This is a genomic window from Streptomyces griseorubiginosus (genome assembly GCF_036345115.1).
In the GTDB taxonomy this organism is placed as follows: domain Bacteria; phylum Actinomycetota; class Actinomycetes; order Streptomycetales; family Streptomycetaceae; genus Streptomyces; species Streptomyces griseorubiginosus_C.
In genome coordinates this window covers 8537832-8560864 of record NZ_CP107766.1, presented here as the reverse complement: position 1 = coordinate 8560864, position 23033 = coordinate 8537832, and the positions used below count along the sequence as shown (strand labels likewise).

Genomic DNA, 23033 nt, shown 5'->3' with positions numbered 1-23033 from the left:
ATGGTCTACTGCTCCTGATCAAGCCGCTGCCGCACCTGTCTCCCGCATCCTACGGCGGGGCCGCCCGCAGACCACTGTGGGAGGATCTACGGCACTCACTGGTACAACGTCGCACCCACAAGGAGCGTGCCCATGTCGTCGAATCCGGTCGCCGAGACCGTCGCCTCCCTGATGCCGAGGGCTCGGGCGGAGCTCACCGAACTGGTGGCGTTCAAGTCGGTGGCGGACTTCGACCAGTTCCCGAGGAGCGAGAGCGAGGCCGCCGCCGGCTGGGTCGCGGACGCGCTCACCGCCGAGGGTTTCCAGGACGTGGCCCTGCTCGACACCCCGGACGGCACGCAGTCGGTCTACGGCTACCTGCCCGGCCCGGAAGGCGCGAAGACCGTCCTCCTGTACGCCCACTACGACGTGCAGCCCCCGCTGGACGAGGCCGGCTGGACGACCCCGCCCTTCGAGCTCACCGAGCGCGACGGCCGCTGGTACGGGCGCGGGGCCGCCGACTGCAAGGGCGGCGTGATCATGCACCTGCTCGCGCTGCGGGCCCTCAAGGCCAACGGCGGGATCCCGGTGCACGTCAAGTTCATCGCCGAGGGCTCGGAGGAGCAGGGCACGGGCGGTCTGGAGCGCTACGCCGAGGCGCATCCCGCGCTCCTGGAGGCGGACACCATCGTCATCGGCGACGCGGGCAACTTCCGCGCCGGGCTGCCGACGGTCACCGCTACCCTGCGCGGCATGACCATGATGCGCGTCCAGGTGGACACCCTCGCGGGCAACCTGCACTCGGGCCAGTTCGGCGGCGCCGCCCCCGACGCGCTGGCCGCGCTGATCCGCGTCCTGGACTCGCTGCGCGCGAAGGACGGCTCGACGACGATCGACGGCCTGACGCCGGACGCGTCCTGGGACGGCCTCCAGTACGAGGAGGAGCAGTTCCGGGCGGACGCCAAGGTCCTGGACGGAGTCGAACTGATCGGCGACGGCACGGTCGCCGACCGCATCTGGGCCCGCCCGGCGGTCACGGTCCTCGGCATCGACTGCCCGCCGGTCGTCGGGGCCACCCCGTCCGTGCAGGCGAGCGCCCGCGCCCTGGTCAGCCTGCGGGTGCCGCCGGGCATCGACGCGGCCGAGGCGACCAAGCTGCTCCAGGCGCACCTGGAGACGCACACGCCGTGGGGCGCGCGCGTGCGCGCCGAGCAGATCGGCCAGGGCCAGCCGTTCAGCGCGGACACCACCAGCCCGGCGTACGCGGCGATGGCCGACGCGATGGCGGTGGCCTACCCGGGCCAGGAGATGCAGTACGCCGGCCAGGGCGGCTCTATCCCGCTCTGCAACACCCTCGCGTCGCTCTACCCGCACGCCGAGATCCTCCTCATCGGCCTGAGCGAGCCGGAGGCACAGATCCACGCGGTCAACGAGAGCGTGTCCCCCGAGGAGTTGGAGCGCCTCGCGGTGACGGAGGCCCTGTTCCTGCGCAACTACGCGACAAGCTGACCCGCCGCCTCTGACCCGCCGCCTCCGCCTCCGACAGAAGGCCCTCGCCCCCGGGCGGGGGCCTCTGTGCACGCGGCAGCCCTATGACACCTGCGGCGGCGTGAGTTCACGAGGCGGGGAAGCTGTCCGTGAGGCTCGCCCGTGGTCGGGCACGGAGACCCGATCATGGAGCGATGGATTCTCCCGTGCGTCTCCGCACCCACGCCGACCTCTCCACCGCCTTCGCCCTCCTGAGCGACGACGACCTCGCGCGGCTCGTGACGTCGGGTACGCCCACCGGTACCGGTATCGGCGGGCGGACGACGCTGGTGGAGATGGACGGGGTGCGGGTGTTCGTGAAGCGCGTCCCACTCACCGAAACCGAACTCCGCCCGCACCACGTCCGCTCCACCGCGAACTTCTTCGCTCTGCCGGTCCACTGCCACTACGGCATCGGCGCGATCGGCAGCCCCGGCTTCGGTGCCTGGCGTGAGCTGGCCGTGCACGAGATGACGACCAACTGGGTGCGCTCCGGCCGTTTCCCGGGCTTCCCGCTCCTGCACCACTGGCGGGTGCTGCCCGACACCGCGCAGCCGCTGCCGGAGCAACTCGCCGACGAGGAACGGGCCGTGGCCTACTGGGGTGGCTCACCGGGACTCAGGGAACGCCTCGCGGCCCTGCGCACGGCGTCCGCGAGCCTGACCCTGTTCCTGGAGTACGTGCCGCACACCCTCCACGGCTGGCTCCACGAACAGCTGCGCACCGGCGACGCCGACTCCGCCTGCGCGCTCGTGGAGCAGGGCCTGGACGCCGTCACCGGATTCCTCCGCGAACGACAACTCGTCCACTTCGACGCCCACTTCGGCAACATCCTCACCGACGGACACCGGCTCCACCTGACCGACTACGGCCTGTCCCTGTCCGGTCGCTTCCAACTCGGCCCCGAGGAACGCGACTTCTTCGACCGGCATCGCGCCTACGACCGCGCCTACGCCTTCTCGTACCTCGTCCACTGGCTGGTCGTCGACCAGTACGGGCTCGCCCGGGACGAACGCGAGGACTTCATCCGCGCGTGTGCCGACGGCAGGCGCCCCGAGGGGATCCCCGGGGCCGCCGCCGCGCTCATCTCACGCCACGCCCGACTCGCCGTCGTCATAGGCGACTTCAACCGCCGCCTGGAGCAGGCGAGCCGGCTCACCCCCTACCCTCACGAGGAAGCGGACGCGCTGTCCCCCAGGGTCGTCAGTGCCGGGTCGAGGACGATGTCCTCGGTGCGGGCCTCGACGCTCGGTTCCTCCGGGAAGTGACAGGCCGTCAGGTGGCCCTCCGGGTTGCCTCCGAGGCGCACCAGCGGGGGCTCCTCGGTCGCGCACCGGTCCTGGGCCTTCCAGCAGCGGGTGCGGAAGCGGCAGCCCGAGGGCGGATCCACCGGTGAGGGCACGTCCCCGGCGAGCCGGATGCGCTCGCGCCGCCCCACGGCGTCCGGGTCGGCCTCGGGGACCGCGGACAGCAGCGCGTGGGTGTAGGGGTGCCGGGGCCGGGTGTAGAGGGTCTGCCGGTCGGCGACCTCGACGATCTTGCCGAGGTACATCACCGCGACCCGCTCGCAGAAGTGCCGTACGACGGCGAGGTCGTGGGCGATGAACACGAACGCGATGCCGAACTCCCGCTGGAGGTCCTGGAGGAGGTTCACGATCTGCGCCTGGATCGAGACGTCCAGCGCCGAGACCGGTTCGTCGGCCACGATCAGCTTCGGGCGCAGGGCGAGCGCGCGGGCGATGCCGATGCGCTGGCGCTGGCCCCCGGAGAACTCGTTGGGGTAGCGGTTGTAGTGCTCGGGGTTGAGGCCGACCGTCTCCAGGAGTTCCTGGGCGCGCTTCTTGTGGCCCTGCGGCGGGTTGATGCCGTTGAGCCGCATCGGGGTCTCGACGATCGTGCCGACCGTGTGCCGGGGGTTCAGCGAGGAGTACGGGTCCTGGAAGATCATCTGGAGGTTGCGGCGGGCCTCCTTCATCCGGTTCTCCGGGGTGTGGGTGATGTCCTCGCCGTCGAACACCACCTTCCCGGCCGTGGGTTCCAGCAGCCGGGTGATCAGCCGGCCCGTCGTCGACTTGCCGCAGCCGGACTCGCCGACCAGGCCGAGCGACTGTCCGGCGCCGACCGTGAAGTCGATGCCGTCGACGGCGTGCACGGCCCCGATCTGCCGCTGGAAGACGAGGCCGTGCCGGATCGGGAAGTGCTTGGTGAGGCCGGTGACGTCGAGCAAGGGCTCCCCGGCGGGCTGGGTGGTGCTCACGGCATGCTCCTGTTCGTCCGCCGCGCTCACTGCGCGGCCCCCGACGCCGTACGCTCGCGGATCTCGTTCCTGGTCTGCGGGGTGAGGTGACAGGCCGCGAGGTGCCTGCCGGTGCCGGGGACGGCCACCAGTTCCGGCCGGTCGACCGCGCAACGCCCCTCGGGCACCCAGCCCTTGTAGGTGCAGCGGGGGTGGAAGGCGCAGCCGCCGGGCGGGTTGATCAGGCTCGGCGGGGAGCCGGCGATCGGGTTCAGGCGCCGTCCGACGTCACCGGTGATCTGCGGCATCGACTCCAACAGGCCCCAGGTGTAGGGGTGCTGGGGCTCCTTGAGCACGTCGTGGACGGTGCCGTACTCGATGCGGCGGCCGCCGTACATCACCAGGATGTCGTCGGCGATGTCGGCCACCACCCCGAGGTCGTGGGTGATGAGGATGACCGCGGAGCCGAACTCCTCCTGGAGGTCGCGGATCAGGTCCAGGATCTGCGCCTGGACGGTGACGTCGAGGGCGGTGGTCGGCTCGTCGGCGATGAGCAGTTCGGGGTCGCACACCAGCGCCATGGCGATCATGGCGCGCTGGCGCATACCGCCGGAGAACTGGTGGGGGTAGTCCCGCACCCGGCGTTCGGGCTGCGGGATGCCGACCCGCTTCAGCATCTCCACGGCCCGCTCCCGGGCCTCCTTCTTGGAGACCTTGTGGTGGACCCGGTAGGCCTCGGCGATCTGGGCGCCGACGGTGAAGTAGGGGTGCAGCGCGGACAGCGGGTCCTGGAAGATCATGGAGACGGTACGGCCGCGCAGCGCGCGCATGTCCTGCTCGGGCAGGGCGACCAACTCCCTGCCGTCCAGCAGGATCTCGCCGGAGACCTCGGCACGCGTGCCCTTGTGCAGCCCGAGCAGGGCCAGCGAGGTGACCGACTTCCCCGAGCCGGACTCGCCGACGATGCCGAGCGTGCTGCCCTTCTCCAGGGAGAACGAGACGCCGTCGACGGACTTGACGATGCCGTCCTCGGTGGGGAAGTGCACACGCAGGTCCCGTACGTCGAGGAAGGGGGCGGCCGCGTCGTCGGCGGCCGCCGGTTGCGGTGAGGTCAGGAGGGACACGGGGTTTCCTTGCTGCGGTGTGAGGGGCTCAGGCGAGGCGGACGCGGGGGTCGACGAGGCCGTAGACCACGTCGACGACCACGTTGGCGAGTACGACGAAGGTGGCCGCGAAGAGCGTGGTGCCGAGGATGACCGGCAGGTCGGAGTTCTGCACCGAGTCGACCGCGAGCTTGCCGATGCCGTTGATGCCGAACACCGACTCGGTGATGACCGCGGAGCCGCCGATCAGCGAGCCGACGTCCATGCCGAAGATGGTGATGATCGGGGTGATCGCGGCCCGCAGTCCGTGCTTGAGGACGACCTTGTTGGTGGAAAGTCCCTTGGCCCGGGCGGTGCGCATGTAGTCCTCGGCGAAGACCTCCAGCATGGAGGAGCGGGTGAGCCGGGTGTACAGCGCGAGGTAGACGATGACCAGGGTGACCCACGGCAGGATCAAGCCCTGGAACCAGGCGCCCGGGTCCTGGGTGATCGGGGTGTAGCCGGAGGCGGGCAGGATCTGCCACTTGTCGACGAACAGGTAGAGCAGCAGCAGTCCGACGAAGTAGATCTGCACGGAGACACCGAGCAGGGCGAGTCCCACCGCCGCCTTGTCGGCGGCCCTGCCCCGGCGGACGGCGGCGACCGTGCCGAGGCCGACGCCCAGGATCAGGAAGAACACCGCGGCGCCGAGGCCGAGTGACAGGTCCGCCGGGAAGTCGTCCAGCAGGGTGCTCAGGACCGGGGTGTCGGTCTGGAAGGAGATGCCGAGGCAGGGCGCGCCGCAGTGCACGCGCACGCTCTGGTCGCCGTAGTCCCGGCCGATGAAGAGTCCCTTGAAGAACTCCCAGAACTGCTTGAGGAAGCTCTGGTCGAGCCCGAGCGAATGCTTGATCTCGGCCAGCCGGGACGGCGAGCAGGTCTTGCCGCAGGCCAGGAGTGCGGGGTCGGACGGCAGCGCGAAGAAGATCACGAAGGTGATCACGGTGATCACCAGCAGGATCGCGGCCGCTGCCAGCAGGCGCCGGATGAGGTAACGAAGCATTTTGTGCTGGGCCCTGACGTGAGAGGGGGTGCCCCGCCGGCCGGGACCACCGGCGGGGCTGGGAGGAGTGCGTCAGCTCTTGACGTAGACGTGGACCAGGCTCGGCTCGGCGAGGATCGGGTCCGGGATGACACCGCCGACCTTGGAGCCGGACAGATCGCTGAACTTCATGTACATCAGCGGGATCACGGCGGCGTCCTTCATGATCTGCTGGTCCAGGGCGCCGTAGGCGGCGTCGGCCTGCTTGACGTCCGTCATCTTGGCGATCTTGTCGATCTGGGCGTTGACGGCCGGGTCGTTCAGGTACGACAGGTCCTGGTTGGACTGCGGCAGCTTCGCGATCTGGCGTCCGTCGAAGAGGACGGGCAGCACGGTGGAGGCGTTGGGCCAGTCCGCGATCCAGTCGCCCCAGGTGAGGTCGTACTGGTTCTTCACGTTGTCGATGTTGCTGAAGTAGTTCGCCGCGTCGATCGGGGTGATGTTCACCGTGATGCCGATCTTCGCGAGCGAGGTCTTCACGGCGTCACCGAAGTGCTCCAGGGTCGGGGTGTTCTCGACCGCGAGCGACATGGTGAGCTTGGGGTCACCGGCCTGCTTCATCAGCGCCTTGGCCTTGGTGAGGTCTCCGGCGGGGTTGGCGCTGTAGAGGTTGAACTTCTGGTAGCCGCCGATGCCGGGGCTGAGCATGGTGCTCGCGTAGGCGCCGTACGCCGATCCGCCGAACGCGCCGCGGACGGTGGTCTTGTCGATCGCGTACTCGATGGCCTGGCGGACCTTCAGGTTCTTGGTCCGGGTGGTGTTGATGGCGAGGTAGTTGATACCGGGCGCCGGGATGTTGTAGAGCCGCGACTTCAGGGACGGGTCATTGGTGATCGTCGTCAGGTCGGAGCCCGCGATCGGCCACTGCATGATCGAGGTCTGGGCGGTTCCGGCGTCGGACTTGATCTGCTGGTCGATCGCCGACTGGTCCTGGCCGAGCTTCACGTCGATCTCGTTGACGTTCTGCTGCCGGATCGGGTCGGTCGACTGCTTCCAGTGGGTGTTCCTGACGAGGACCAGTTCCTTGTTCTTGGCGTACGACTTGATCATGTACGGCCCGTCGGACCAGACGTGCGTGTCGTACGTGGCACCGGTGTCGTGGGCCTTGGGCACTCCCGACCAGCCGGGCATCGCGGTCGTCTGGTTGAAGTCGGCGACCGGCTGGTTGAGGTGGAAGACGATGGTGGACGCGTCCGGCGTCTGGATGGAGGCGAGTTCCTTGCCCGAGAAGGGGCCCTTGTAGGAGGAGCCGCCGACCAGCCACTGACTGGCGTACGGCGGGCCGCCGTTGATGTCGGGCGAGAAGGTCCGCTCGACGCCGTACTTGACGTCCTGCGAGGTGACCGCCGTGCCGTCCTGCCAGGTGACGCCCTTGCGCAGGTGGAAGGTCCACACGGTGTCGCCCGCGCTGGGCGTTCCGGTGTCGGTGGCCAGGTCGCCGACCAGCTTGGGCTGGGAGCCGGTCTCGTCCCAGCCGGTCAGGGTGCGCACGAGCTCCTGGTCCATGCTCGAACCCTCGGTCGTGTAGACGCGCTGGGGGTCGAGGTGGTCGAAGTCGGCGTGGTCGAGGATGGTCAGGGTGCCGCCCTTGACCGGGGAGCCGCTTCCGCTGGTGCTGGAGGAGCCTCCGCATGCGGTGGCCCCCAGGGCGATCGCCACGGCGGTGGCCGTGAGCGCGATCGTGCGCCTTCTGCGCGTCATGAGGTAACACTCCGTTCTTGTACGGCTCGGCGACGACGGCTCAAGTGGGGCCGCACGCGCCGGTGTTGAGGGGGACCGCGTCAGCCGCGTGCCGCGCGGGGATCCAGGGCGTCCCGGACGCCGTCGCCGAGGAGGTTCAGCGCCAGGACGAGAATCAGGAGCAGGACTCCGGGGACGAACAGGTACATGGGGTCCTGGAGGAAGTACTGGGAGGCGTCCGAGAGCAGCGCTCCCCAGTCCGGGTTGGGCGGGATGACGCCCACGCCGAGGTAGGACAGGGCCGCCTCGGTGGTGATGTTCTGCGGGACGGCGAGCGCGAAGGAGATCAGCACCGGCGCCCACAGGTTCGGCAGCAGCTGCCGGAAGAGGATGTGCCACTTCCCGGCGCTCATGATCCGTGCCGCGTCGACGAACTCCCGCTCGCGCAGGGACAGGACCTGTCCGCGGACCAGGCGGGCGGTGTAGGCCCAGGCGAACACCGCGATGTTCAGGACGAGGACCAGCAGCCGGAGGTTCTCGTCGGTGCCGCCGTGGCTGTTGGTCTGCATCGCGTTCTGGATGACCGGGGTCAGCGCGATGATGAACAGCAGCTGCGGGAAGGCCAGCATCACGTCCATGATCCGCGACAGCAGTGAGTCGACCCAGCCGCCGGAGTACCCGGCCGCGAGTCCGGCCACGACACCGACGACGGTGGACAGCACGGCCGAGGAGAAGCCGACGAGGAGCGAGGTGCGCAGGCCGTGGACGATCCGGGCGAACAGGTCGTAGCCGGTGCCCGGTTCGACGCCCAGCAGGTGGTTGAGGCTGATGCCGCCCAGCGAGCCGCGCGGGAAGTTGCCGGTGTCCGGGTTGATCGCCTTGCCGTCGGGGGTGATCGGTCCCCAGCCGGTGATCGCGGTCAGGACCGGGGCCAGCAGCGCGATCAGGATGAAGAGCACCGTGATCACGAACGCGGCCATGGTGACCTTGTCCCGTCTGATGCGCCGCCAGGCCATGCGGGCGGGTGACCGCCCGGCGATGGCGGTGCCGTCGCTCAGCGGGGCCGGCGAGGGTTCGCCGGGGGCTTGCGTGGCACCGGTGGCGGGCATCGGCTGCTGTTGCGTCGTCATCGTGCGGGCGTCCCGGGTATGTGCTGAAGCTGGCGCGGGGGTCTCGTCATGAGGCTGTCCCCTGGAGGAAAGGCGTCGGTCGCCGGCCGTTGTCGGCGCCGTGAGGCTGAGCGGGACTGTCGCAACACGCCCGGAGGCCGGTCAAGACGGAAAATGACCGAAAAGGGGATTGTTTGCGCTCGTTGCCAAAGGTTGACGAGGGCGGGGTGTTCCGTTAGCTCTGACATGGAGGTATCGCGACGATTCCCTTGGCGGGTTCTCGCACTCCACTTGCCTGAACCGAACATCACCTCGAACACGACGAAGGCCCCGTCGACGTGGACGCCGACGGGGCCGCAGCGCTGATCAGCCGGTCGGAACCCCGGCCTCCAGGTACAGCACGGCCCCGCGCTCCCGGGCCCGCAACGCCCACCGCAGCCGCTCGTAGCGCACCGGCGGCAGCAGTTCGGCGGCCTCCTCCTCACTGGCGAAGCACCAGCCGCGCAGTTCGGGGCCGGGCAGCAGCACCTGGCGCGCCGTGCCGGAGTCGAGCCGCCCGCCGTCGAAGAGCAGGCGCAGTCCGCCGTACGCGGGAGGGGCGGGCGGTTCCCAGTCGACGACGAGGAGACGGGGTACGTCGTCCAGCTGGATGCCGGTCTCCTCGGCGACCTCGCGCATCCCGGCCCGCGCGGGCGCCTCGCCGGGTTCGACGACACCGCCGGGGAACTCCCAGCCGGCCTTGTAAGTGGGATCGACGAGCAGCACCCGGTCCTGCTCGTCGAAGAGGAGGACCCCGGCGGCCACGGTCTCGGCGGTGGGCTCGGGGGTCTGCACGATGTCGCACGCGGGCACGGTCCCGGCACCGAGGTCCTCGGCGATCCGGACGGCCGTCTCGTACGGGGTGAGCGCGCTGGTGTCGATCAGATGGGTGTCGGCGGTGAGCCAGGAGGCGAGGGCGGCCCGGTAGGGCTCGATGTGGTCGTACGCCCAGTGCCCCTGGCCGGTCTCGGCGAGCGGGAGGGTCGGTGTGACCTCCCGCCCGGCTATTCGTTCGCGCAGGATCGTTTCCGCCGGAGCGAGGAGGAGATGCCGGACACTGATCCGGCGGGCGGCGAGGCCGCCGAAGATCTCGTCGCGGTACTCCTGACGCAGCAGGGTCATGGGGACCACGAGGGTCCCGCCGAGCTCGGCGAGCATCGCGGCCGCCGTGTCGATCACCAGACGTCGCCAGATCGGCAGGTCCTGGAAGTCGCCGACCTCGGCGAGGTGCTTGGGCGGCAGCAGGTGCACGACCGCTGCGCCGATGTCCTCGGGGTCGAAGAGCGTGCTGTTCGGGATCAGTTCGATCAGTTCCCGTGCGGCGGTGGTCTTCCCCGCACCGAACGCGCCGTTGATCCAGACGATCACGGACTCCCCCTCTTCTGTTTGGCCCCCTGTGGCTTGCCCGTTCCACCCTGCCACGGAAACCAGCCGCAGTTGAGGGCGCACGAAGGGGCGCCGGGACCCTCGTCCGAGGGCTCCGGCGCCATGGCCTCGCTCAGGTCGGTCCCGTCAGCCGTTCTTCCCGAGCGCGCTCTCCTCGACGCCGTCCAGGCTGGCGTCGGCGATGGTGTGGTGGGGGTCGAGGGCGGTGAGCGTCCTGTCGAGTTCGAGGTCGCCCAGGGCTCCGCTCACGGCGTGCGAGGGGGTGACCGCCGCGACGACGAAGCCGGTGGCGAGGGAGGCGATGGCGAGCATGCTGCGCTTCTTCATGGCCTGATCAACGCGGCCGGCCGCGATGGGTCACGCTCACCCCCTCCCTTCCATCACAGTCGAACACGTCCTACCTTTAACGCACACTGAATGACGCGTACATGCCGTCATCGCGAAGTCATCGCACCTTCCGCTGGTTCGGAGGAACGTCACAATGCGTCACCTTCACACCCGCACAACCCGCCGAAGAGTGGTCGCCGTACTGACCGTGCTGCTGTTCGCGGTGCCCGCGGCGACCCCCGCCGCCGTCGCGGACGAGCAGGCCCCCGAGGCACCCGCACTGGCCGACGGCCTCGCCCTCACTCCACCCATGGGCTTCAACAACTGGAACTCCACCCACTGCCGGGCCGAGTTCAACGAGTCCATGGTCGAGGGGATCGCGGACATCTTCGTCGAGAAGGGCCTCAAGGACGCCGGCTACCAGTACGTCAACCTCGACGACTGCTGGGCCCTGCCGGCCCGGGACGCCGACGGCAAGCTGGTCCCCGACCCGGCCCGCTTCCCGAACGGGATCAAGGCCGTCGCCGACTACGTGCACTCCAAGGGCCTCAAGCTCGGCATCTACACCAGCGCGGGCACCAAGACCTGCAACAGCGCCGGCTTCCCGGGCGCACTGGGCCACGAGTACAGCGACGCGCGGCAGTTCGCCGACTGGGGCGTCGACTACCTCAAGTACGACAACTGCAACAACCAGGGCGTGGACGCCGAGCTGCGTTACACGACCATGCGCGACGCCCTGAAGGCGACCGGCCGGCCCATCGTCTACAGCATCTGCGAGTGGGGCCAGAACAAGCCCTGGGAGTGGGCCGCCGACGTCGGACACCTGTGGCGCACCACCGGCGACATCAGCGACACCTGGGGCTCGATGCTGTCGATCCTCAAGCAGAACCTGCCCCTCGCGCCCCACGCCGGACCCGGTCACTGGAACGACCCCGACATGCTGGAGGTCGGCAACGGCGGCATGACGGACACCGAGTACCGCTCGCACTTCTCGATGTGGTCGGTGATGGCCGCCCCGCTGCTCATCGGCAGCGACCTGCGCTCCGCCTCCGACGAGACCTTCGAGATCCTCGGCAACAAGGAGGTCATCGCCGTCGACCAGGACCCGCTGGGCAAGCAGGGCGCCGTGGTCTCCTCCGAGGGCGGCCGCTGGGTCGTCGCCAAGGAGATGAAGGACGGCAGCCGTGCGGTGGCCCTGTTCAACGAGTCGAACAGCCCCCAGCGCATCGCCACCACCGCGGCCGCCGTCGGCCTGCCCGCCGCCGACGCGTACACGCTCCGCGACCTGTGGCAGCACCGGAGCTACAACACCGCGGGCGCGATCTCGGCGACCGTCCCGGCGCACGGCACGGTTCTCGTACGGGTCTCCCCCGACCGCAGGTGGCAGCAGCACCCGCCCGCCGTCGAACTCGGCCTGGACGGCACCACCTTGGTCGAGGCGGCCACCCCCGCCGCACTGACCACGACGGTCACCGACCTGGGCCGCACCCCCGCCAGGCAGGTCTCGGTACGGCTCTCCGGCCCCGCAGGCTGGACCGTGAAGGCGACCTCTCCGACCACCGACAAGGCCCTGCCCACAGGGCGTTCGCTGCGCACGACGTGGACGGTCACCGCACCACCAGGGGCACCGACGGGATCGTACGACCTGACGCTCAGGGCCAGTTACCGCTCGCCGGCCGGTGAACGGGTCGAGAACACACTGCCGTTCGCGGCGACCGTGGTGGTGCCGCCGCCCTCGGGCATTTCCGGGCTCGGTGACCTTCCGTGGCTGTCGGCCGCCAACGGCTACGGTCCCGTCGAGCGCAACACCAGCAACGGGGAGAGCGCCGCTGGGGACGGTCATCCGATCACCATCGGCGGGGTGGTGTATGCCAAGGGGCTCGGTGTCCACGCGGAGAGTTCCGTCGAGTACTACACGGGCGCGGCCTGCGAGGCGGTGACCGCGCAGGTCGGCGTCGACGACGAGAAGGGCGCCAACGGCACGGTCGCCTTCGAGGTGTGGGCGGACGGGACCAAGGTGGCGTCCACGGGCGTGCTGACCAATGCCATGCCGGCCCGGTCGCTCACCGCGGACGTCACCGGCGCCCGGCTGGTACGGCTCGTCGTCACCGACGGCGGGGACGGCATCGACTCGGACCACGCGGACTGGGGTGACGCCCTGTTGAGCTGCTGAGCGTGTTCGGAGGCCGGGCCCTGTGTCTCGGGGCCCGGCCGCCAGGTGAACGTTTCTGCCTACGCCGACGCCGACGGTCTCCAGCGCCGGCCGGGTCGTCAGACGGCCGCCGGCGTGTCCGACTGCCGGGCGAGCGCCGCCGCGGCTGCGCCGACCAGCCCCGCGTCCGTGCCCATCTGCGCGGGCACGATCGTCAGGCGCTGGACGAAGGAGAGGGTGGCGTAGTCACCGAGCGCCTTGCGCAGCGGCTCGAACAGGACGTCGCCCGCCTTGCCCACCCCGCCGCCGATCACGGCGATGTCGATCTCGACGAGGGTCGCGGTGGCGGCGATCCCGGCGGCCAGCGCCTGCGCGGCCCGCGCGAAGGAGGCCACGGCGACCGGGTCACCGGTCCGGGCCGCCTCGGCCACGGCGGCGGCGGAGGTGTCGCCGTCCGGGCCGGGCCGCCAGCCGTTCTCCAGCGCGCGCCGGGCGATGTTGGGGCCACTCGCTATGCGCTCCACACAGCCGCGCGCGCCGCACGGGCACGGGTCGCCGTCCAGGTCGACGCTGATGTGCCCGATGTGACCGGCGTTGCCGGTGGGACCGGCGTGCAGCTGGCCGTTCAGCACCAGACCGCCTCCGACGCCGGTCGACACGACCATGCACAGCGCGTTGTCGTGCCCGCGTGCCGCGCCCTGCCAGTGCTCCGCGGCCGTGATCGCCACACCGTCGCCGATCAGCTCGACGGGGAGCCCGCCGGCCGCCTCCTGGACCCGCCGGACCAGCGGGTAGTCGCGCCAGCCGGGCACGTTCACCGGGCTCACCGTGCCGGTGGACGCGTCCACCGGGCCCGCACTGCCGATGCCGAGGGCACCGGCGCGGCCCCACAGCGGCGAGCCGGTCAGCTCGCCGAGGGTCTCCTCGACGGCCCGCATGACGGTCTCGCCGTCCTCCTGCGCGGGCGTGGCGCGCTGGGCCCGGAGCAGGATCCGGCCGTGGCCGTCCACCAGCGCCCCGGCGATCTTGGTGCCGCCGATGTCGAGCGCAGCCACGAGGTCGGTGTGCATCAGTGTCAGTTCTCCCCGTCACCTTGAGGGATGGACAGGCCGGTCTCGCGGTGGGGGCGCAGGCCAGCAGATTGCGGTGGACAGTGTCTCCCGCATCTGACAACGTTGTCCAGGCTCTATGCTCGACGCCACATCCTCATACAAAATCATGGACCGCCACACCCCTTTGCCACGACCTCATCCCGACAGGACAGGACGCCGTATCGTGCCCGACACCCACAGCCGAGCAGACCGCCTCTCCGCCACCCGGTACGGCAACCGACCGACCATGAAGGACGTGGCCGCGCGGGCCGGCGTGGGGCTCAAGACGGTCTCCCGCGTGGTCAACGGCGAAGCGGGGGTCACCCCCGAGACGGAGCACCGGGTCCGGGAGGCCATCGAGGCGCTGGGCTTTCGCCGCAACGACAGCGCGCGCGTGCTGCGCAAGGGCCGTACCGCCAGCATCGGCCTGGTCCTGGAGGACCTCGCCGACCCGTTCTACGGCCCGCTGAGCCGTGCGGTGGAGGAGGTGGCCCGGGCCAACGGGGCGCTGCTGATCAACGGTTCCAGCGCGGAGGACCCGGAGCGGGAGCAGGAGTTGGTGCTGGCGCTGTGCGCGCGGCGGGTGGACGGTCTCGTGGTGATCCCGGCCGGGGACGACCACCGGTATCTGGAGCCGGAGCTGAAGGCGGGCGTCGCGACGGTGTTCGTGGACCGTCCGGCGGGGCGGATCGACGCCGACGTCGTCCTCTCCGACAACTTCGGCGGCGCGCGGGACGGGGTGGCCCACCTCATCGCCCACGGGCACCGGCGGATCGGCTTCATCGGCGACATGCCCCGCATCCACACGGCCGCCGAGCGGCTGCGCGGGTACCGGGCCGCGATGGAGGACGCCGGCATAGCGGTCGAGGACGCGTGGACGTCTCTGGGCGTCACCGACCCGGAGCGGGTGCGCCGGGCCGCCGAGGACATGCTTTCCGGCCCCTCCCCCGTCACCGCGATCTTCGCCGGCAACAACCGCGTGACGGTCACCGTGGTCCGGGTCCTCGCCGAGCACACCCGGCGGGTCGCCTTCGTCGGCTTCGACGACATCGAGCTCGCGGACCTCCTCCAGCCGGGCGTCACGGTCGTCGCCCAGGACGCGGCGACACTGGGCCGTACGGCGGCGGAACGCCTCTTCCGTCAACTGGACGGCACCCTCCTCACCCCGGAACGCATCGAACTGCCCACCCGGTTGATCACCCGGGGCTCGGGCGAGTTGCCTCCGGCGGACTGAGCGGGACGGGGAGCGGGAGAATCGTCGGGTGACCGAGGTGACGAGGCTGGACAGGGGCGACGGCGAGTGGGGGGCGCCGGAGACACCGAACGGTCCCCATGGGCGCCCCCGGCCGGAGACACCCGACTGTCGGCGGTGGGCCTCCGCGGAGACGCCGCCGCGCTACGGAACGCTGGAGGCGCTGGGTCTCGCCGAGGCTCCGCGGGATCGTCCGCTGCTCTATCCCGGTGCCTGGCCCGAGGACTCCGCGCTTCTCCACGGGGACCGGCTGCTCCCGCTGGACCGGCTGGTGCACGAGGACCGCGCTCCCGTCCTCGCGATCGGCTCCAACGCCAGCCCCGGGCAACTGCGGCACAAGATGGCCGAGTTCGGGATCGTCTCCCCGGTCCCGATGGTCAGGGCACGGGTGACCGGGGTCGGCGTCGGGGTGTCCGCGCATGTGAGCCGTATGGGATACGTCTCCGCGTCCCCCTTCCACGCCCCGTACACCACAAGGGAGTTGTTCGTCATCTGGCTGGACGCCGAGCAGCTCGCGGTCATCGACGCCAGCGAGGGCGTGCCGCTGGAGAACGGCAACTACGGCCGCGCCTGGCTGCCCTCGCCCGAGGTGCGGGTCGAGCTGGAGAACGGCGTGACACTGCCCGGCGTGCACTCGTACGTCAACCGCCACGGCGTCCTGCACGACGGCACCGGCACCGGCACCCCCCGCACCCACCCCGGCCAGCGGGAGCTGCTCACCGAACTCCTCGTGGGATCACCCCGGTTGAGGGAGCTGTTCGGGGTCACGCCCGAGGAGTTCGTGGCCCGGGCCCGCGCCGACCGCGAGCGCTGCGCGGCCGGCACCCGGTTCTTCGCCGACGACAAGCGCGTGACGGAGTCCGGCCTGGAGCGGTACCTGAGGGTTCAGCAGACCGGGAGTCCCGGCACCGCCTCGTCGTTGCCGCCGCCCTTGATGTAGACGACGCTGACGTAGACACCGGTGTTGCCGCTGTCGTCGTCCGTCCTCGCCCACCACACGTTGGTCCACTCCCCCGATGTCTCGCGGCGCCCCAGGTTGGACTGGCAGAAGAAATAGTTGGTGCCCGCGTAGAGGACGCCGGCCTCGGCGCCGGAGGCCGTGTAGGACTTGGCGGTCTTCCAGACCGTGCAGTTGTACTTGCCGCCGCCGATGGCCGTGCAGGCCGGGTCCGGTGCCGGGGTGCTGGGGTCGCCGCCGGCCGAACCGCCGCCCGCCGAGTCTCCCGAGCCGCCGCCCGAGTGGTCCTCCCCCGAAGTGCCGCCGCCGGAGGTCGCCTTGGCGGACGGGGAGGCACCGCTCGTGGGTTCGGAACCGCCCTTGTCGCCGGAGCTCGCCTTCGCGCTCGGTGTCTTCTTCCCGTCCTCGCCGGTGGGCTTCGGGCTGCCGGAGCGGTCGCCGTCCGTGCGGGCGGAACCGGTGGCGGAGGCCGGCGCACTCGAACGGGATCCGATCGGCCGGGCGTCGGCCTCGGCATCACCCGAGCCCTTCAGCAGCGCGGCGGTCGTCCCGGCCGCCGCGAGCACGACGGCGACGGCCGCGGCGGCGAGCAGCACACGCCCTTTACGGCGGGGCGAGCCGGAGGCGGTCAAGGGGGCGGTCGGGGGCTGCTCCTGGGAGACCTGCGACCCGTATCCGTACGCGGGGGGCCCGGCCTGCCCTGGAGCCCCGCCCTGAGCGGCGGGAAGTCCCGCGCCCGGAGCATGGCCCTGCCCGGCGGGCCCGAACCCCGGCCCGGCCGGAAGCACGGTGCCCTGACCGGGCACCACCGTGGGATCGGCCGCGTGACCGCCGGACGCCGTCCCAGCCCCGGCCTGCGACTCGGCCCCTTGCGCGGGTCCCCCCGTCCGGAAGCCCGGCGGCAGGGCCGGGCCGTCCGGCTCCGTCCGGACCCGCGTCGCCTGTGCCTCCGCACCGCGCAAAGCCGTCGTCGCGCTGTCCGTGCCGGGCGGGTCCGCGACCGCCTGGAGCAGTTCGCGTGCCTCCTCGGCCCCGGGCCGCGCCTCGGGCCGCTTGTCGAGCAGGCGCCGGAGGACGGGTGCGAGGGGCCCGGCCCGCTGCGGCTCGGGCAGGGGCTCGCCGACGATCGCGGTGAGCGTGGAGAACGTCGAGGTGCGGCGGAACGGCGCGGCCCCCTCGACGGCCGCGTAGAGCGTGGCACCGAGGGCCCACACGTCGGAGGCCGCGCCCGGATCCGCGCCCTGGGCGCGCTCGGGGGCCATGTAGTCCAGCGAGCCGACGAGGTGGCCGGTGCGGGTGAGGCTGGTGGCGGCACCGTCGCCCGGGTCCTCCATGGTGGCGATGCCGAAGTCGGTCAGCAGGACCCGGCCGGAGCGGTCGAGCAGGATGTTGCCGGGCTTGACGTCCCGGTGCAGGACTCCGACCCGGTGCGCGGCGGCGAGCGCGTCCATGACCTTGGCGCCGATGCCGGCCGCCTCCCGCGGGTCCAGCGGCCCGCTCTTGCGCAGCACCTGGTCGAGGGACGGGCCCTCGACCAGCTCCATGACGATCAGCGGGCGCCCTTCGACCTCGCCCACGTCGTGCACCGCGACGACCCCGGGATGCCGGACCCGGGCCGCCGCGCGGGCCTCGCGCTGCATCCGCAGCCGCAAATCCTCCAGTTCGGGCCCGTCGGCGTCGTTGTAGGTGCGCAGTTCCTTGACCGCGACCTCGCGGCCGAGCACCTCGTCGACCGCCCGCCAGACCACGCCCATGCCACCGCGGCCGAGCTGGCCCACGACCCGGTAACGCCCGGCCAGCAGCCGACCGGCGTCGTCCTGGCCCTTTCCGTTGGTCTCCCCCGAAGACACCGCTGCCCCGTTCCTGTGAACACGTCAATGCGTGCGGTACAGACTACGGGGCCGAAGTGACCACACCAGTGCGAGGTTGCGACTGTGACAGGGCCGCGACGTGCGGCTACTGACCGGAGACGGTCAGGTCGCCGCGCCGCGGGGCCGCGTACCCCTCCAGGTCGGCCCGGGTCAGTCCGGTCAGCCGGGCGACCTCCGCGATGTCGAGGGCACCGCAGTCCAGCCCGCGCAGCAGATAGCCGCTGAGCGCCTTCGCGGTGGCGGGCTCGTCCATGACGTCACCGCCGACCCTGCCCGCGTACCGGGCGAGCCGGCCTGCGGCCTGTTCGAAGCCCTCGCGGTAGAAGGCGAACACGGCCGCGTACCGGGTCGGGAGGTGGCCGGGGTGCATGTCCCAGCCCTGGTAGTAGGCGCGGGCCAGGGCCCGGCGGGTGAGGCCGTGGTGCAGCCGCCAGGCGTCGTGGACCTTCGCGGTGGGGCCGACGGGCAGCACATTGGTGGAGCCGTCCGACACCCGTACGCCGGTGCCCGCGGCGGCGACCTGCATGATCGCCTTGGCGTGGTCGGCGGCGGGGTGGTCGCTGGCCTGGTAGGCGGCCGAGACGCCGAGGCAGGCGCTGTAGTCGAAGGTGCCGTAGTGCAGTCCGGTGGCGCGGCCCTCGGCGGCCTGGATCATCCGGGCGACGGTGGCGGTGCCGTCGGTGGCGAGGATGGACTGGCTGGTCTCGATCTGGATCTCGAAGCCGAGCCGGCCGGCGTCCAGTCCGTGCGCCTTCTCGAAGGCCTCCAGGAGCCGGACGAACGCGGTGACCTGCTCGGCGTACGTCACCTTGGGCAGGGTCAGCACCAGCCCCTCGGGCAGCCCGCCCGCCGCCATCAGGCCGGTGAGGAAGACGTCGAGGGTCCGGATGCCACGGTCCCGGACGGCGGCCTCCATGCACTTCACGCGGATGCCCATGTACGGCGCCGCCGTGCCGTTCTCGTACGCCCCGGCGATCAGGCGGGCCGCGCGGGCGGCCGTCTCGTCCTCCTCGGCGTCCGGGCGCGGGCCGTAGCCGTCCTCGAAGTCGACTCGCAGGTCCTCGATCGGCTCGCGCTCCAGTTTGGCGCGCACGCGCGCGTACACGGGTTCGGCGAGTTCGTCGGAGAGCCCGAGGACGGCGGCGAAGGACGTGGCGTCCGGGGCGTGTTCGTCCAGGGCGGCGAGGGCCTGGTCGCCCCAGGAGCGGACGGTGTCGGCGGCGAAGGCGTCACCGGGGACGTAGACGGTGTGCACGGGCTGGCGGGTGCCGGGGTCTCCGGGGTAGCGGCGCTCCAGTTCGGCGTCGACCGGCGCGAGGGAGGCGCTGATCTCCTCGCTGACGGCGCCCGCGAGGCTCGTCGCCACCTGCTCCTGCTGGCCCTGACCCATCCCGCACCCTCCAGTTTTCCGCTCTACGGAATCAACAATCCGTAGAACGAAGCTATCCGTGAAGCTTCCGGATGGTCAACACCCCGTCCACAGCATGAGCCACCGCGTTCATATGGGAGGCGGAGAACCCCTACGCCGTCTTCCACACTCCGGTTCGAACAATCATCCTGGTCCGTCGGGAGGGAACTCACATGCCGGACACCCACAGAATGACGCGTCGTATGGGGCTCAGAACCGCCGTGGCCGCCGCCGTCACCGTGCCGCTGATGGGCACGCTGCCGGCCTCGGCCGCCAAACCGTCCAACCGCCGACTCGAACTCATGACGTTCAACCTGCGCTTCGCCGGCACCACCGAACCCAACAGCTGGGCCACCCGCCGCCCGGTGATGCGCCGCCTGTTACGCCGGGAGGCGCCCACGCTCATCGGCACCCAGGAAGGCCTGTACCGGCAACTGCTCGACATCCACGCCGACCTCGGACCGCACTACGACTGGATCGGCACCGGCCGGGAGGGCGGCAGCCACGACGAGTCCACGGCGGTCTTCTACGACAACCGGCGGCTGGCCCCCGTCGAGCACGACACGCTCTGGCTCTCCGACACGCCGAGGGTGATCGGCTCGAACACCTGGGGCGGCGCGCTCCCCCGGATCGTCACCTGGGTCCGCTTCCGCGACCGGACCACCCACGACCGGGAGTTCTATGTCGTCAACACCCACTTCGACCATGTGGGCCAGTACGCGCGCGAGCGGTCGGCGCAGTTCCTCGGCGAGAGGATCGCCGCGTTCGACCGCTCCCTGCCGGTCGTCGTGACCGGCGACTTCAACGCCGCGGCCCATGACAACCCGGCCTACGACATCCTGCTCGCCACGGGACTCGTGGACACCTGGGACGCGGCCCCCGAGCGCACCAAGGCGTACGCCACCTTCCACGGATACAAACCACTGGTCCCCGGCGGCGACCGGATCGACTGGATCCTCACCACGCCCGGCATCACCGTCCACCGGGCCGCCGTCAACACCTACGCCCTGCACGGGCAGTTCCCCAGCGACCATCTGCCGGTGCAGGCGACCGTGACCCTGGGATGAGCCGAGGCCCCCGCGACCGTCGGCACGGTCGCGGGGGCCTCGTACGCCCGGGGCGGGATCAGCCCTTGCGGGCCTTGATCTCCTCGGTGAGGGCGGGGACGACGTCGAAGAGGTCGCCGACGACGCCGTAGTCGACGAGGTCGAAGATCGGGGCCTCGGCGTCCTTGTTGACCGCGACGATGGTCTTCGAGGTCTGCATGCCCGCGCGGTGCTGGATCGCGCCGGAGATGCCGTTGGCGATGTACAGCTGCGGCGAGACGGACTTGCCGGTCTGGCCGACCTGGTTGGTGTGCGGGTACCAGCCCGCGTCCACCGCGGCACGCGAGGCGCCGACGGCCGCGCCGAGGGAGTCGGCGAGGGCCTCGATGATCGCGAAGTTGTCGGCGCCGTTGACACCGCGGCCGCCGGAGACCACGATCGCGGCCTCGGTCAGCTCGGGGCGACCGGTCGACTCGCGCGGGGTGCGGCCGGTGACCTTGGTGCCGGTGGCCTGCGCGGAGAAGGTCACGCTCAGCTCCGACACGTCACCGGCGGCCGGGGCGGCCTCCACGGCGGCGGAGTTGGGCTTGACGGTGATGACCGGGGTGCCCTTGGAGACACGGGACTTGGTGGTGAAGGAGGCGGCGAACACCGACTGGGTGGCCACCGGGCCCTCGTCGCCGGCCTCAAGGTCGACGGCGTCGGTGATGATGCCGGAGCCGATGCGCAGCGCCAGCCGGGCGGCGATCTCCTTGCCCTCGGCGGAGGACGGGACCAGGACGGCGGCCGGGGAGACGGCCTCGACGGCGGCCTGGAGGGCGTCGACCTTCGGTACGACCAGGTAGTCGGCGTACTCGGAGGCGTCGTGGGTGAGGACCTTGACGGCGCCGTGCTCGGCCAGGGCGGCGGCGGTGTCGGCGGCGCCGTTGCCCAGCGCGACGGCGACCGGCTCGCCGACGCGGCGGGCCAGGGTCAGCAGCTCCAGGGTGGGCTTGCGGACGGCACCGTCCACGTGGTCGACGTAGACGAGAACTTCAGCCATGGGAATGCTCTCCTGCGGATTGCGAAGTCTGAGGGGCGGTAAGGGGGTTGAGCCTCAGCGGGCCAGAACCCTTAGATGAACTTCTGGCTCGCGAGGAACTCGGCGAGCTGCTTGCCGCCCTCGCCCTCGTCCTTGACGATGGTGCCGGCCGTGCGGGCCGGACGCTCCGCGGCGGAGTCGACCTTGGTCCAGGCGCCCTCGAGGCCGACCTGCTCGGCCTCCAGGTCCAGGTCGGACAGGTCCCAGGACTCCACCGGCTTCTTCTTCGCCGCCATGATGCCCTTGAAGGACGGGTAACGCGCCTCGCCCGACTGGTCGGTCACCGAGACCACGGCCGGCAGGGAGGCCTCCAGCTGCTCCGAGGCGGCGTCGCCGTCGCGGCGGCCCTTGACGGTGCCGTCCTCGACGGAGACCTCGGAGAGCAGGGTGACCTGCGGGACGCCCAGGCGCTCGGCCAGCAGGGCCGGGACGACGCCCATGGTGCCGTCGGTGGAGGCCATGCCGGAGATCACCAGGTCGTAGCCGGCCTTCTCGATCGCCTTGGCCAGCACCAGGGAGGTGCCGATGGCGTCGGTGCCGTGCAGGTCGTCGTCCTCGACGTGGACGGCCTTGTCGGCGCCCATGGACAGCGCCTTGCGCAGCGCGTCCTTGGCGTCCTCGGGGCCGATGGTCAGGACGGTGACCTCGACGTCGTCGTCGGAGTTCTCCGAGATCTGCAGCGCCTGCTCGACCGCGTACTCGTCGAGCTCGGAGAGCAGACCGTCCACGTCGTCCCGGTCGACGGTCAGGTCATCGGCGAAGTGCCGGTCGCCAGTGGCGTCGGGCACGTACTTCACAGTGACAACGATCCTCAAGCTCACGCCGGCTCTCCTACTGCATCGTCATTTCTCGGCTGCCTCTTGCAGGCAGCATAGGCGCCCCAAGCGGCCGATCCCGGTCGGGGCGGGCTGCGCTCCCGAGCGAAATATTACTCGCCAGTACACCCAGTACGTGCCCGCTAAGCAAGCGCTTTGAACTGTGACCTTCGCAACGCAGCGTAATCGGAACTCGACGGCCTCGCACACCAGCGGGAGGGCCGACGATCCGTTCGACGCCGGTTCAGTCGCGCAGCCCGTTGAACCGCCCCTGGTGGTACAGCAGTGGCCGGCCCGACCCGGCCGGGTCGCCGATGCGCACCTCGGCCAGCACGATGCGGTGGTCGCCGGCGGGCACGCGCGTGTGCACCCGGCAGACCGTCCAGGCGAGGACGTCGTCGAGGACCGGGACCCCCTCGGGCCCTTCGCGCCAGGCAGTGGGTGCGCCGAAGCGGTCGGCGCCGCTGCGCGCGAAGGTGGCGGCCAGTTCCTCCTGGTGCTCGCCGAGTATGTGCACGCCCACGTGCTCGGCCCGGGATATCGCGGGCCAGCTGGAGGCGCCCGTGCCGATCCCGAAGGACAGCATGGGCGGTTCGGCGGAGACCGAGGCGAGGGAGGTGGCGGTGAAGCCGACCGGACCCGCGTCTCCGCGCGCGGTGATCACGGCGACTCCCGCCGCGTGCCGCCGGAAGAGGGAGCGCAGGAGGTCGGGAGAGGCGAGCTGAGGGGTGCCGAGGTCGGAGGTGGCCGTCATGCGGGGTTCCTTCTGCGAGGGCTGGCGAGCGGGACCGTGGCTGCTCAAGTAGCCGGACAGCGCGCGCTCGCGGTGCGGGCCAGGTCGACATGGACCCGCCCGTACAGAAGGGGTTCCGTAGGCATACGGTCAGGCTGA

At 71.0% G+C, this 23033-nt stretch carries 20 protein-coding genes; 6 read left to right on the top strand and 14 right to left on the bottom strand.

Annotated elements, in window-relative coordinates; genetic code table 11:
* Positions 1 to 132: 132 nt before the first annotated feature.
* Both OHN19_RS38605 and OHN19_RS38600 read left to right on the top strand, forming a co-directional pair.
* Positions 133 to 1488: a dipeptidase gene (locus tag OHN19_RS38605; RefSeq protein WP_330268646.1), complete on the top strand. Its 1356-nt coding sequence runs from the start codon at positions 133 to 135 to the stop codon at positions 1486 to 1488.
* A 173-nt stretch (positions 1489 to 1661) separates the two neighbouring features.
* Positions 1662 to 2774, top strand: a complete 1113-nt coding sequence (locus tag OHN19_RS38600) for a protein kinase family protein (RefSeq protein WP_330268645.1) — start codon at positions 1662 to 1664, stop codon at positions 2772 to 2774.
* On the opposite strand, the gene OHN19_RS38595 is transcribed toward OHN19_RS38600, so the two are convergent.
* From OHN19_RS38595 to OHN19_RS38565, 7 genes are all read right to left on the bottom strand, one after another.
* Positions 2675 to 3793 (bottom strand): dipeptide ABC transporter ATP-binding protein, encoded by a 1119-nt coding sequence (locus tag OHN19_RS38595; protein WP_330268644.1) that lies wholly within the window; start codon positions 3791 to 3793, stop codon positions 2675 to 2677. The genes OHN19_RS38600 and OHN19_RS38595 overlap by 100 nt on opposite strands.
* The gene (locus OHN19_RS38590; protein ID WP_330268643.1) at positions 3790 to 4866 is read right to left on the bottom strand and encodes an ABC transporter ATP-binding protein; all 1077 of its coding nucleotides are present in this window, start codon (positions 4864 to 4866) and stop codon (positions 3790 to 3792) included. The genes OHN19_RS38595 and OHN19_RS38590 overlap by 4 nt, the downstream gene beginning before the upstream one ends.
* Positions 4867 to 4894: 28 nt before the next feature.
* Complete coding sequence (locus OHN19_RS38585; RefSeq protein ID WP_330268642.1) at positions 4895 to 5887, bottom strand: ABC transporter permease; 993 nt, start codon at positions 5885 to 5887, stop codon at positions 4895 to 4897.
* Positions 5888 to 5959: 72 nt separating this feature from the next.
* The gene (locus OHN19_RS38580) at positions 5960 to 7627 is read right to left on the bottom strand and encodes an ABC transporter substrate-binding protein (protein WP_330268641.1); all 1668 of its coding nucleotides are present in this window, start codon (positions 7625 to 7627) and stop codon (positions 5960 to 5962) included.
* 80 nt (positions 7628 to 7707) lie between these two features.
* On the bottom strand, positions 7708 to 8736 hold the full coding sequence (locus OHN19_RS38575; RefSeq protein ID WP_330268640.1) for an ABC transporter permease: 1029 nt from the start codon (positions 8734 to 8736) through the stop codon (positions 7708 to 7710).
* Between the two features lie 345 nt (positions 8737 to 9081).
* On the bottom strand, positions 9082 to 10122 hold the full coding sequence (locus OHN19_RS38570; RefSeq protein WP_330268639.1) for an NUDIX hydrolase: 1041 nt from the start codon (positions 10120 to 10122) through the stop codon (positions 9082 to 9084).
* Between the two features lie 144 nt (positions 10123 to 10266).
* Positions 10267 to 10467, bottom strand: coding sequence for a hypothetical protein (locus OHN19_RS38565; protein WP_330268638.1), 201 nt, complete (start codon positions 10465 to 10467; stop codon positions 10267 to 10269).
* A 154-nt stretch (positions 10468 to 10621) separates the two neighbouring features.
* Here OHN19_RS38565 and OHN19_RS38560 point away from each other — a divergent pair, with 154 nt between their 5' ends.
* On the top strand, positions 10622 to 12640 hold the full coding sequence (locus OHN19_RS38560) for an NPCBM/NEW2 domain-containing protein (RefSeq protein WP_330268637.1): 2019 nt from the start codon (positions 10622 to 10624) through the stop codon (positions 12638 to 12640).
* A gap of 98 nt (positions 12641 to 12738) precedes the next feature.
* Here the strand turns inward: OHN19_RS38560 and OHN19_RS38555 are convergent, their stop codons facing one another.
* Positions 12739 to 13689: an ROK family protein gene (locus OHN19_RS38555; RefSeq protein ID WP_330268636.1), complete on the bottom strand. Its 951-nt coding sequence runs from the start codon at positions 13687 to 13689 to the stop codon at positions 12739 to 12741.
* A gap of 205 nt (positions 13690 to 13894) precedes the next feature.
* On the opposite strand from OHN19_RS38555, the gene OHN19_RS38550 reads away from it, so the two are divergent.
* Entirely contained in the window at positions 13895 to 14944 is a 1050-nt protein-coding gene (locus OHN19_RS38550) for a LacI family DNA-binding transcriptional regulator (protein ID WP_330268635.1), read from the top strand.
* A gap of 214 nt (positions 14945 to 15158) precedes the next feature.
* A complete protein-coding gene (locus OHN19_RS38545; protein ID WP_330269806.1) occupies positions 15159 to 15902 on the top strand; it encodes a hypothetical protein in 744 nt (247 codons plus the stop codon).
* On the opposite strand, the gene OHN19_RS38540 is transcribed toward OHN19_RS38545, so the two are convergent.
* Both OHN19_RS38540 and OHN19_RS38535 read right to left on the bottom strand, forming a co-directional pair.
* Positions 15848 to 17770, bottom strand: coding sequence for a serine/threonine-protein kinase (locus tag OHN19_RS38540; RefSeq protein ID WP_330268634.1), 1923 nt, complete (start codon positions 17768 to 17770; stop codon positions 15848 to 15850). The genes OHN19_RS38545 and OHN19_RS38540 overlap by 55 nt on opposite strands.
* Before the next feature lie 106 nt (positions 17771 to 17876).
* Positions 17877 to 19181 (bottom strand): DUF6986 family protein, encoded by a 1305-nt coding sequence (locus OHN19_RS38535; protein WP_330268633.1) that lies wholly within the window; start codon positions 19179 to 19181, stop codon positions 17877 to 17879.
* A gap of 191 nt (positions 19182 to 19372) precedes the next feature.
* On the opposite strand from OHN19_RS38535, the gene OHN19_RS38530 reads away from it, so the two are divergent.
* Positions 19373 to 20266: an endonuclease/exonuclease/phosphatase family protein gene (locus OHN19_RS38530; RefSeq protein ID WP_330268632.1), complete on the top strand. Its 894-nt coding sequence runs from the start codon at positions 19373 to 19375 to the stop codon at positions 20264 to 20266.
* Positions 20267 to 20324: 58 nt separating this feature from the next.
* Here the strand turns inward: OHN19_RS38530 and OHN19_RS38525 are convergent, their stop codons facing one another.
* From OHN19_RS38525 to OHN19_RS44045, 4 genes are all read right to left on the bottom strand, one after another.
* Positions 20325 to 21287 (bottom strand): electron transfer flavoprotein subunit alpha/FixB family protein, encoded by a 963-nt coding sequence (locus OHN19_RS38525; protein WP_330268631.1) that lies wholly within the window; start codon positions 21285 to 21287, stop codon positions 20325 to 20327.
* 71 nt (positions 21288 to 21358) lie between these two features.
* Entirely contained in the window at positions 21359 to 22147 is a 789-nt protein-coding gene (locus OHN19_RS38520) for an electron transfer flavoprotein subunit beta/FixA family protein (RefSeq protein ID WP_330268630.1), read from the bottom strand.
* Positions 22148 to 22385: 238 nt separating this feature from the next.
* Positions 22386 to 22895, bottom strand: coding sequence for a flavin reductase family protein (locus OHN19_RS38515; RefSeq protein WP_330268629.1), 510 nt, complete (start codon positions 22893 to 22895; stop codon positions 22386 to 22388).
* Positions 22896 to 22939: 44 nt separating this feature from the next.
* Positions 22940 to 23020 carry a putative leader peptide gene (locus OHN19_RS44045; protein ID WP_391194065.1) on the bottom strand — a complete coding sequence of 27 codons (81 nt, stop codon included), beginning with the start codon at positions 23018 to 23020 and terminating at the stop codon, positions 22940 to 22942.
* Positions 23021 to 23033 lie beyond the last annotated feature (13 nt).